General features: G+C 43.6%; 10 protein-coding genes. 4 read left to right on the top strand and 6 right to left on the bottom strand.

Translation table 11 applies throughout. From position 1 onward, the window contains the following. Positions 1-103: 103 nt before the first annotated feature. Entirely contained in the window at positions 104-1,000 is an 897-nt protein-coding gene (locus IQO02_RS07700) for an EamA family transporter (RefSeq protein WP_010441252.1), read from the bottom strand. Between the two features lie 104 nt (positions 1,001-1,104). Here IQO02_RS07700 and IQO02_RS07695 point away from each other — a divergent pair, with 104 nt between their 5' ends. After that, positions 1,105-2,502, top strand: coding sequence for a PLP-dependent aminotransferase family protein (locus tag IQO02_RS07695; RefSeq protein ID WP_016793554.1), 1,398 nt, complete (start codon positions 1,105-1,107; stop codon positions 2,500-2,502). 208 nt (positions 2,503-2,710) lie between these two features. After that, a complete protein-coding gene (cqsA, locus tag IQO02_RS07690) occupies positions 2,711-3,892 on the top strand; it encodes an alpha-hydroxyketone-type quorum-sensing autoinducer synthase (protein ID WP_016788746.1) in 1,182 nt (393 codons plus the stop codon). A 121-nt stretch (positions 3,893-4,013) separates the two neighbouring features. Here the strand turns inward: cqsA and IQO02_RS07685 are convergent, their stop codons facing one another. The 3 genes from IQO02_RS07685 to IQO02_RS07680 form a co-directional block, all read right to left on the bottom strand. After that, positions 4,014-6,062 carry a hybrid sensor histidine kinase/response regulator gene (locus tag IQO02_RS07685; protein WP_016793555.1) on the bottom strand — a complete coding sequence of 683 codons (2,049 nt, stop codon included), beginning with the start codon at positions 6,060-6,062 and terminating at the stop codon, positions 4,014-4,016. 355 nt (positions 6,063-6,417) lie between these two features. Next, a complete protein-coding gene (locus tag IQO02_RS22100) occupies positions 6,418-6,633 on the bottom strand; it encodes a hypothetical protein (RefSeq protein WP_016798712.1) in 216 nt (71 codons plus the stop codon). Positions 6,634-6,950: 317 nt separating this feature from the next. After that, a complete protein-coding gene (locus tag IQO02_RS07680; protein WP_016768008.1) occupies positions 6,951-7,853 on the bottom strand; it encodes a Vmh family MBL fold metallo-hydrolase in 903 nt (300 codons plus the stop codon). A gap of 209 nt (positions 7,854-8,062) precedes the next feature. Between IQO02_RS07680 and IQO02_RS07675 the strand changes: the two genes are divergently transcribed. After that, entirely contained in the window at positions 8,063-8,956 is an 894-nt protein-coding gene (locus IQO02_RS07675; protein ID WP_016793557.1) for a LysR family transcriptional regulator, read from the top strand. Positions 8,957-9,087: 131 nt separating this feature from the next. Continuing rightward, positions 9,088-9,489 (top strand): ACT domain-containing protein, encoded by a 402-nt coding sequence (locus IQO02_RS07670; RefSeq protein WP_010441262.1) that lies wholly within the window; start codon positions 9,088-9,090, stop codon positions 9,487-9,489. A gap of 104 nt (positions 9,490-9,593) precedes the next feature. Here the strand turns inward: IQO02_RS07670 and IQO02_RS07665 are convergent, their stop codons facing one another. Continuing rightward, complete coding sequence (locus IQO02_RS07665) at positions 9,594-11,480, bottom strand: methyl-accepting chemotaxis protein (protein ID WP_010441264.1); 1,887 nt, start codon at positions 11,478-11,480, stop codon at positions 9,594-9,596. A 76-nt stretch (positions 11,481-11,556) separates the two neighbouring features. Further along, positions 11,557-11,814: a cytochrome c gene (locus IQO02_RS07660; RefSeq protein ID WP_322626531.1), complete on the bottom strand. Its 258-nt coding sequence runs from the start codon at positions 11,812-11,814 to the stop codon at positions 11,557-11,559. Positions 11,815-11,901 lie beyond the last annotated feature (87 nt).

Raw genomic sequence — 11,901 nt, 5'->3', positions numbered from 1 at the left:
GGCCTTAAATTTTAAACTCAACGTTGTAACTTGGTTTGCAGCGTTCTATTTGATTTACAACGCTGCACCGAGCTTAATACGTGTTACATCAAGGCTTTATCGTTTACGACTGTTTCGCGAGTTTATCTGTCACGGTAGAGCTATTGGTTTTTTCTGGTCTTACTATCAAGCCAATCCCCACAAGAAACAGCGCAGACGCAACAACTTGAGCCACAGATAACACTTCGTCATACATAAAGTAGCCACTGATTAGCGCAAAGATTGGCACAAGTAAGGTTAACGGCGCTGTCGTACTAAGTGGATACTGAATCAACATCTTGTTCCAGACCCAATAACCAAACAAGGTGGTTGGGTACGCTTGGAAAACAACCGCGACGGTGGTGCTCCAATCCCACAACTCTATTCCCTGCCAAATAATCTGCTCACCATGCAACATCACAGCAAACAACACCAATGGAATGGGCGCAAACAACATGCCCCACACGTTAAACGCAAAAGCTTGAGTCGTTTTCGATGCCTTTACAATTACACCCATTAAAGTCCAACTGCACGCCGCAATCATAATCAAGATAACACCATTCAGGGTCACATTACCCGTAGCAGCAGATACCAATACCGCTAGTGCGCACATCGCTAACACAGCTCCCATTAGCTTACGTACTGACGCACTCTCTTTGAAAACCCATACACCCACCGCCATACCAATTAATACATTAGTTGAAAGCAACACTGATGACAGCCCCGAAGACAAGCCCGCTGTAATAGACCACGAAGCCATGCCCCAGATGCCAACACCGAACACAAAGCCGTAACTCACTAGATAGCGCCAAGCGACATTAGGTCTCGCCACGAAAAAGATCACCGGAATCACTGCCAAAGCGAAGCGGGCCGCCGTTGCTAACAGGGGGTGGACATTCGTAACACCCATTTTGATCATTGAGAAATTGAACCCCCAAATTGCCATGACAAACACAGCTAACAACAAATCATTTCTTTTCATACTCACCCCTCTTTTATGTTGGAAGAGTATCCCTTGAACAATAAAACCAGTACAGATACAATTTTTACAATAAAAACCAGTACAGTTAGTGATAGGTCGTGCCGATGAGTATCTACAGAAAGCTTGCTAATCAGTTTATTGATGAGATTGAAGCAGGGAAAAGACCCGAAGGTGGGCGTATGCCTTCGCTTCGTCAGTTGGCGAAACAACAAGCGATCAGTATGTCGACGGTGGTGAGCTGTTACCAAGAGCTTGAATCTCAAGGTTGGATCCACTCACGACCTCAAGCTGGGTATTTTGTTTCACCACATAAACCTTCTCATTCAACCCCTGAATGGGCACAGTTTGAAAGCAAGGTGTCCATCGTTAAGCAAACCTCTTCGACACATAACACCACTAATGGCCCTTTGGGTGTATCCAGTACCACCAACGATGAGCAAACAACCATTGAGTTGGAGCGCAGCTTTCGTCGCTCAATCAAACGGATGGGTGGTAGGCTCAATCATTATCCTGATACACAGGGTGAGCCGATGTTACGACAGGCGCTTTCTACCCACTTCGCCAAACTCGACCTACACTTTGCGTCCGAGGATATGGTGGTAACCGCTGGTTGTATGTCGGCCATTAAAGCGGCTCTGGAATCGTGTACCAAACAAGGCGACACGATTGCGATAAGCTCGCCTTGCTTCAATGGGATACTAGAATTATTGGGAAGAATGTCGCGCAAGATCATAGAGATCCCGTCTTTAGATGACGGCGTCGACCTACAACAACTGGAAACCCATCTTAAAAACAAACAGGTTGATGCTGCGATATTCTGTACGTCACATATGAATCCTCAAGGGATCAATATGTCAGCAAACCAAAAACAAAAACTCGCTGAGTTAGCTAACCAATATCAAACCCCGATCATTGAAGATGATGTCTATCTAGAGCTTTCCTATTCCTCGCATACCCCGCTACCTGCAAAATATTATGACAAAGGTGGTTATGTATTATGGTGTGGTTCAGTGTCTAAGAGCCTTTCGCCAAGCTATCGGTTAGGGTGGTGTCTACCCGGCAGATACATCGAGGAATACAAGGCTCAGTTCTCTGCAGCGAGTTATGGTGTTGCTCTGCCCACGCAACTTGCTGTTGCTGACTTTATTGAATCAGGCCAATACGCGAAACATGTTAGAAGAAGACGTACTCAGCTCCTTTTATTAAGGCAGCAATACCTGAGCTATTTAACCCAACACCTTCCTAAAGGCGTGAAAATAAGTAATCCTCAAGGTGGAATGGTGTTGTGGTTACAAATCCCAAGCCTTGATCAACACACTTTTTCAGAAGGTATCGTTCAGCAACAGATAGATATCCGACTTGGGCAACTATTCAGCACTCTAGATCTGTATAGCAACTGCCTACGGATCAATATGGGTTACTCCATTGAAGGGCAAACAAAGCAGCAATTGGATGATTTGATTCAACTTATCCACCAATGTTCAAATGCCAAGTCCGTATGACTTTTAACGGAAAAATAGTGATTATTCTGCATAAAAAACCAAGTTAGAATTCCGAACAGTAAGGAGAAACACACGCCTTAAAACCCTTAAATGTCGAGTTTGCAAGGGTGCGCCAAATTATGCAACTTGACTAATGACAGCTCATTTATTTTCTTCAATATACCTCCCGTCAGCGCTGGCGTTTTTTTGTATTCGAAGAGAACTTATTATGAGTGATAAATCTAAAAACAAACCACTACCTTCCTTTATTGAAGAACGCTTGAACTTCTATATTCAAGATCTCATTACACAAAACGAAAGCCAAAAACATTTGGTATTGGGGAGTCACCCCAGCCATGACGCAGTGGTAATGCAAAGCAACGATTACCTATCTTTGTCGCACAATGAACAAATCCAGAAAGCACATCGGGACGCAATTTCACAACACGATGACAATGTGGTGATGTCTGCCATCTTCTTACAAGATGAACAGTCGAAACCTGCATTTGAAACCGATCTGGCTAACTTTATGGGAATGGAAAGCTGCTTGCTCTCTCAATCAGGTTGGGCGGCTAACATTGGCTTATTGCAAACGATCTGCCCTCCTAATATGCCTGTGTATATCGATTTTTTTGCACACATGTCCCTATGGGAGGGTATTCGTGCCGCTGGTGCAACTGGCCACCCATTTATGCACAACAACATGAATCACCTTCGTAAACAGATTCAACGTTATGGTTCGGGTGTGATTGTAGTCGACTCGGTTTACAGCACCATAGGTACGGTAGCCCCACTCCGCGACATCTACGAAATGGCGCAAGAGTTTGACTGTGCCTTGGTCGTCGATGAATCCCATTCACTAGGCACTCATGGTTCAAATGGTGCTGGTTTGGTTCAGGCATTAGGGCTGACTAACAAAGTGGATTTCATTACCGTCAGCTTGGCCAAAACCTTTGCCTATCGCGCTGGCGCTATACTCGGCCCTAAGCGATTATCGGAGACATTACCCTTTGTCGCTTACCCTGCTATTTTTAGCTCGACCGTACTACCACAAGAAGTTATCCGCTTAGAAAAGACTTTAGAGGTTATTAAAGCCTCTGATGATAAGCGAGACACCTTGTTCAAACGCGCTAAAGCACTGACTACAGGGCTAAAGCGAATCGGTTTTAACATTCGCAGTGAATCTCAGATTGTGGCATTAGAATGTGGCAGTGAAAGCAACACTGAGCGTGTACGTGACTTCTTAGAAGAGCGTGACGTGTTTGGTGCGGTATTTTGTCGGCCAGCAACAGGAAGAAACAAAAACATCATCCGCTTTTCGATTAACGCAGACATGACGCCGCGGGACATCGACCATGTTCTCACAGCATGCCAAGAGGCTTTTAATCACCCTGACTTAGAGTTCGTATAAACAGCCACGCTAATCAATAAAACGGCAGGACGGAATGGAAGCTATCATGTCCAATACAAAAAGAGCCCAGCATATCGCTGAGCTCTTTCTTGTCGTCTTATCTGTTTTGAACGATTAAAAGCTAAATCCACAGCGCGATTTTGTCAAACAGTCGGTTCTTGTCTGCTGGCTTAACAATGAAATCAGACATACCGGAAGAATCCATCTTCTCTAAGGTGACGGGAGAACTGTCTCCAGTATGTGCAATAATAGGCACCGATGAGTACGCTTTGTTAGCATTTCTAATACGGCGAGAAGCTTCAACACCATCCATAATTGGCATTTCAATATCCATCAGGATCAAATCGATATCGTCGGTATCCAACGCATCTAGTGCCTGCTGGCCATCCTCTTTCTGGATCACATCAAAGCCCTGTTTTTCCAAAAGCATCGCAGTAAAGCGGCGTAAAGATTCATTGTCATCGACCACCATAATGGTGCGTTTGTTCGCGGTATCTAACGGCGCCGCAGACGCAGCTGGTATCACATAGTTCGAATCAAACAACAATCGGTCCATTGTCGGCTGCGTATTCAAAAGCCAAACTTGCGTTTCGACCCATATAGGTTCAAAAGAGACATTACGAACCCGTTTAATTGGGTGACTCTCAAACAAGTAGACGATTCGAGACTCTGTGAATGAAAGCAACGACTCAATTTTATCAAGACAACTGGCTCTTAAATCTAAACTCTCCATATCGACAAAAATCAAATCGAACTCAAATTGATACTCTTTTTTATTGAGCGTTGATGCTATGTCTAGAATCGTCAGCTCAAACCCCATCGTGCCAGCTAATTCCTTAGCTTTCGTGACCAATATATTTTGCTCACTCACAAACAACACATTTTTTAACTTAGCCAGTTCACTCTTAATATCTTTCACTGTATTTGAAGTCAACGCCGGGAAAATCATCGTAAACTGGGTCCATTCATCGACTTCAGACTGACACTTAATTTCGCCACCAAACGAGCTCATTACCTTTTGGCAGAAGGGTAAGCCCAATCCATAGTTACCCGATTTACCCGTTGTATAAAAATCTTGAAAGATACGGCGAATCTCATCACTTGGAATACCTGAACCGTTATCTGTCACCACGATTTGGTTGACCATCTCATCGCTTTGCATAGTGACATGAATATGAAAATCTTCAGGACTACGATGATGGAACGCGTTCTTGAACAAGTTATACATCACATACTTCAGTAACGTGTCGCTGCCTAAGAAACTAAACTCACCCTTCACATCCAAAGATATTGCTTGTCTGTCTAATGCACGCTTGTAGTTGAAACTCTCTATCGCATCCTCGACGACCGTTTTAGCTGAATGCTTCTTGAAGGTAGAACGAGAGACACGGTTTTCATCGATGGAAGTCAGTAACAGATCAATGGTTTCGTTGCCAGAATGAATGATCTCCATTGCCTCGTCACCCACCTCGCGAAGCTGCCTTACTTCTTGATCGCTCAGCTCATATTGTCCTTTGTGATGACCAGCTTTTGGATTCGGTAATATCGATTGCATTACATCTATAGACGTCAATAAACCACTTAAAGGGTTTCGCATTTCATGCGCAATACCCGCACCAAAAGACTTAGCCAACGACACCTTGGCTTCGTGCTCTACCTGGTTTCGGAAGTAGAATAAGTTACCGAACAAATAGATGAACAAAAAGATAGGCACATGCGTCCAATCCATTGAGAGTTCGAGATAGAAACCTTGAGCGACCCATGCGCCCAATGTGGCGATGGCTATTCCAGCAAAAGTCTGTGCGAACATCACTTTTGTTACATGAACCAGCAAGATATGCAGGAAGATGGCAGACATGAACGACATTACCCAAACATTGGACCAATTGTTCATTAACAACATGAAGAAAAAGAAACACGGCAAGCAGAGTGTAATGGCAACTTGATAATAAGCCGGAAGATATTTTCGCCATTCAAACGGGACTCGATTACGATAAATGATCCCAAAGAACAGTACCGAGCATAACAAACGTACGGTCAGGTTTTCATATGGCTGAGGGAACAAAAACTCCCAAACAACATAATAAGCCGGAAAGCCGATAAGGCCCATCCAACCCACCAAGGTGAGGTTTGGTTCTGCGTACTGGTAAACTTTACGAATCGCATTCATATAAAATACTTTTCTTCCTAAGCCCTAACGTTTGATTATTTTATGATTCAATTTTGTTTTTATATTTGTGCGCGGATTATATTATATATCTCTTCCACTCAGTGTGGTTTCAATCAAATATATATCAGTGTTTTGCTTTTTAAGGGTAGATTTGTGGTCAGTGTAAGTTCTCATAAAAGCAATAAGACCCTCTAGCCGATACAATACCATATTCCCTATCTAATATATCAACCAACTTTATGAGTGAATCCGTATCCTGCCAATCTACTATTGCTGGGCCCACAACAAATAGTAGCAACTGCAACAAGGCAAGGTACGATCTTTGACACATTTTAGTGTCCTTCGAATATCGACTTTATAGAGCAGTAATAGGTTTGGCGTAATCCAACATTTCGTCAAAATATAGGTTATAGGCAAGCCTTGCTGGACCCTCCCTAGCTCCTTTTATCCCCAACGGTTCATCACTATTCAAACAAGCTTTATAGTCAAGAGGAGCAGTGCTGTTACGACGCATCTGGAATTGACCATTAGCGCCATAATAGAAGTTGTCTTCACGGTACAACAAGCTCATATGAGAGAAGTTACTGATGCGTTTTGACGGTACGCGACTATCAAATGGCTAGCCAATTGCTATCGCTGAGTTATACACATGCCTCACCTCAATAAGAGATTGACTATCGGCATACCTTTATTGAACCAACGCAGTGCAAAAAAAAGCGCTCCTAAATAGGAGCACTTTTTGTTTTTTGATACTTCCTGTATCCGTAGACAAGTCCAATCTGTAGTACCTTCACTGAAAGCCAGATCATCGATATCTCCAGTTTTGTATCAACTTAAATCTAGCACACAATCTTCAAGCTTTTCTGAGATACAACCGAGATAAAGAACTTAGTGCCACTCCATCTCACCACTTAGCACCTTGGCACCCAGTTCTAGGTCGCCTTCTGTTGCCTTAAATTGTGGGTATGCTTTCTTCATGTGATCACTGATATCAATAGACGTTGGATTACTTGTGCTTACCAGTGCCTTTTCAATGTCTGCCACATAATCCACCGTAAATTGAACACCGTTAGTGCCCGTTGGCATTTCACCTAAGTAGTGGCCTGGAATAACAACTTCAGGCTCAAGTGCCTTCATGCGTTCTAAAGATTGTGACCACTGGCTACGAATCTCTTTCGATGCAGTATCAGCCATCCATACATGCACTCCACTGTATACCGACACGCCACCAAACACCGTTTGTTCTGATGGCACCCACAAGTAAGCTTGGTGTGTGTTGATTTCTTTTACTTCGATAGTTTCGCCTTCTAGGCTGAGTGTTGTGTCGTTCAATACCGTCGGAACAATCACTTTAGATGGCGCACTGTCATCCAAGATTGGGCCCCAATATGCCAACTTCGCGTCTTTAGTGCGCTTAATGTGTGCAACTACCGCTTCGCTAGCGACAACATCTACGTGAGGAAATGCCGAAACTAACGGTTCCAAACCAAAGTAAAAATCCGGATCGCCACTGCTGATGTAAATCATTGATAGCTCTTTACCAGTAGCTTTAATTTGTTCAACCAACTTTTCTCCATCTGCGACACTAAACTGAGCATCGAACAGAATCACTTCCTTTTCACCTGAGACTAAGACTGAACTTGCTGGAAATATCGCATTTTCACCGGGATTATAGTGAGTGATCGTTAAATCCCCCGCAGACACTGCACTTGATGCCGCCAGTATGGTTCCTAGACTCATCGTTCTTAACAGCGCGGTTTTTGATAAAAGGATCTTAGATAACTTTGTCATAGTTTTATTCCGTAATTTAAAACTGAATATCGGTCAGCTCATTGAGTATGTGAACATCTTATTTGATTGAATTTAGATTAAATAGGCATCATATTGACTTTCACTGTTGCACTTTTCGAACATATCGTAGTTTTCAGAGACATTGATTTCAGAGATACTGGTTTATAAACAAGTAATCAGACCAATTAGATTCTTTAGGCGGAACAACAATGGATAAACTTGAAGCAATGAATGTCTTTGTCACCATAGTCGAACGTGGCAGTTTGAGTGCAGCGGCAGAGCACCTTGATCTTTCTCGGACCAAGGTTACGCGCTATTTGGGAGAACTGGAAAGCTGGATGGACACACGCTTGCTTCATCGAACGACTCGTAGACTGAGTTTAACCAGCGCCGGAAAAGAGACACTAGAAGTCGCCAGAGAGCTACTGACCCTTGAGGCATCATTAGCGGGAATCAGAAACCAAAATCGAGAAGACTTGAAAGGGCAACTTCGAATCACCGCGAGCTACTCCATTGTCGATAGTTTCTTGATGGATGCAATCAACCGATTTATTACCAAATGGCCAGAGGTTTCTATCGATGTTATTTCTACCGACCAAACCGTTAATCTCGTTGAGTCACGTATCGATTTGGCCATTCGAATCACTAACGAACTGACACCCAATATTGTCGCTAAACAGCTAGGTGAATGTCGCTCCGTGATATGTGCCTCGCCGCAGTATTTGCAAAAAAAGGGAACACCAGCAAACGCACAAGATTTAGCTCATCACAATTGTCTATCGTTCAGTTACTTTGGTCGAACAGCTTGGACGTTCCATGGTCCTAACGGTTCTGAATCAGTACCAATCAAAGGGAATATCAGTGCCAACACATCTGAAGTATTATTGTCGGCCACACTAAAGGGTAATGGAATCAGCATGTTACCCTTCCCTTCTGTCGAGGCCTTAGTGCGTCAAGGCCAATTAGTACAGCTATTGCCAGAGTGGAAACCAAAAATACTTGGTGTGCATGCTATTTATGGAACACGTAAACAAGTAACACCATTGTTAAGAGCTTTTATCGATCACTTATCCAGTGAAATGGAACAATCTAAAAACTGGTAGGCTGCCTACGTTATTAATATAACTGATGACTAATTAGAATTATTAATTTTACTTATAACCAGCTAAATCCTATCGTGGTGACATGATTCAAAGCACATCAAAGTTCATCTATACCCATAAGGAAAGAGATTATGACCGCCATTACCGATTTAGATATTCTGCTGAAATCGATGTCACCAGAGCTAATTGAAGGTAGCTATGTTTTTTGTACTGTTGACGGAGTGTTAGCTGACTATGTTGAGTTAAACCCGATCTCAACTTTTCGCGAAAAAGAAGGCTTAACGTTGGTATTAACTGAAGACGCTGCGACTCAAGCTCAACTCAATTTTGAAGGCGTGTTTAGCCTTATTACTTTATCCGTACACTCTAGCCTTGAAGCAGTTGGCTTAACGGCTGCTTTTGCTACCAAGCTTGGTTCATATGGTATTAGTGCCAACGTTATTGCGGGTTACTATCACGACCATATCTTCGTTCAAAAAGACAAAGCGGATGCGGCAATGAGCGCACTTAGAGAGTTTTCAGAAGCAGAATAAAGCTTGAGCAAACAATTAAGATACAAAAAAAGCGACGTAATATACGTCGCTTTGGCGCGTTGCTAACCACTCGTTCACCGATCAGGCATCAGCGAACAAAGCGATTAAGCAAGCTTAAACGTTGCTACTTTGTCACTTAGGCCAGCAGCTTGGTTCTTAAGTTCGTTAGACTCAGCCAAACTGTCTTGTGCACCCACAACCAAGTGGTCAGTCACATCCTTGATGGTCGTTATGTTTTGAGTAATCTCACCCGTCACGTGTGTTTGTTCTTCCGCTGCGGTTGCAATTTGCGTCGCCATATCGCTTATCAAAGCTACAGCCGTGTTGATCTCTTCCAGGGCATGCGAAGCTCTATCGGCATCTTCTACTGAATGCAATGCGAGCTTAGAACTACTCTCCATTAGTTCAACGGCTTGGCCTGTAGTTTTTTGCAGAATATCAATCGTCGATTTAATCTCTTCAGTCGAAGAATGAGTACGCTGCGAAAGCACCCGCACTTCATCAGCTACGACCGCAAAACCACGCCCTTGTTCACCAGCGCGAGCCGCTTCAATCGCAGCATTCAAAGCAAGTAAGTTGGTTTGTTCGGCAATGCCTTGGATCGTTGCCAATACCGTCGAGATCTCTTGAGCATGTTTGTTCAGTTCACTGATTACATTACCCGCTTCGTTCACCTCATTAGCTAAGTTATTGATCGAACCTTTGGTGTCGACTACCAGAGCGTGACCACTGTTGGTGCTCGTCGCTGAGTCTTGCGCTGCTTTTGCGGTTTGTTCTGCGTGTGAGGCAATCTCTTGCGTTGCACTAGCCATTTCTGTCACAGCTGTCGCGACCATCGTGATTTCTTGCTGTTGGTGATTGAGCTCGTTCACCGAACGGTTCGCACGCTGAGTACTTTGCTCTGATTGGCTGTTGAGTTGTTCTGATTGACCACGAATATGACCAATCAACTGCTGTAAACTACCAACAAACGTATTGAAGTTATTGGCTAACTCGCCGACTTCGTCTTGGTTTTCAACATGAATACGCTGAGTTAAATCACCACTACCATTGGCAATTTGTGCCAAGGCTTTCGAAACATGGTTAAGTGGACGGAATAGAATCGTACACAACAGGTTAAACAACACAGTACATACAATAACAACCAGTAACGTCACCAAAACTTGCCCCATCACTGCATCAAACAGTGGCGCTACCAACGAATTATGGTTCACCACGCTAACCGTAATCAGGTTGGTTCCCTCAATCGCGCTTGCATAAAGCACGTAATCAGTGCCATTCAACTCAATACTTATATCTTTTCTACTCGCTAGCGCTTTTTGTACATCCGAAAAGTCCAATCCTAGCGAGCTAATATCTTTGTTCAGTAACTTAGTGTCTGGGTGAGTGTAGACCGTGCCCTTGTTGGTCGCGATAAACATATACCCTTCACCAGGAAGAATCACTTTTTCAAGGCTGTTAAGAATGTCGGTAATCTCAACATCTGCACCTAACACCACTTGTTGACCATGCAATTGCATTGCGGTTCCTAGTGAAACAACATTAGCGCCCGTCGCAGCGGCCACCGTTGGATTGTCCATGAAGACTTTACTTGGGTTCGCTACCGCGTTTGTGTACCAACCCCATTGACGAGGGTCATCATTACCCGGTGGCAGTACCACTCCGTTCGCGTTCTTTTGTGAGCCATCCGGAAAGGCCAAGAACACATTATCAAAAGATGCGGAATCACGAACTTGTTTAAGGTGAGTTACCAAACTTTCTTGTTTTGATTCTTTCGAAAGAGAAGTCAGCGCGCGCTCTTTAGATAAGATCCAATCCGAAACATATTGATTGTAAGATGCCGACGTGCCTTCTAAACGTTGTGCAACTTCAACATCAAGTCGTTGTAATGAAGCACGAAAAGATAGAGCTTCGACCAAAATCCCCCCCAGGATGATGGCCATGCTAGCTGAGATCGCTAACTTATTCTTAAGCGAGAGTTTCTTGAACATAGGAAACCTATAATGTGGAAGTAAAAAAACGTGGCGAACAAATTGGTTGCCAAAACGGTTGCAAGCTGAATATATTTTACGCTTTAAAATAAATAATGAAACCGACGACAGGTTGTATTATTGATATGTGTGAACGATGACAGCCTTTGCAAGTGGCTTGCGCTGCTTCCAGCCCTGATCCCGCTAACGATACATCACGACTTTGACTGCCCCGGTAGAGTTTCTGAAAACCCTGATCCATTTGCCCAAGTAGTCGATTGAATTTCTCCGGTTGGTTCCAAACACTCTCTTTTTCTTGACTGCCCAACGGAAACAACGTCAATATGATCTTCACCCGATAAAATGGACACCCTATCTTCTTTAACCCGTCATGACTTCATATTCATGCGGGCTTCGATATCCAAGACTTGAGTGCAGTCTA

It is taken from the genome of Vibrio sp. OPT24, assembly GCF_015163545.1.
Classification (GTDB): domain Bacteria; phylum Pseudomonadota; class Gammaproteobacteria; order Enterobacterales; family Vibrionaceae; genus Vibrio; species Vibrio cyclitrophicus.
Note: the sequence above shows the minus strand (reverse complement) of the source record. Positions and strands in the feature narration are given on the sequence as shown.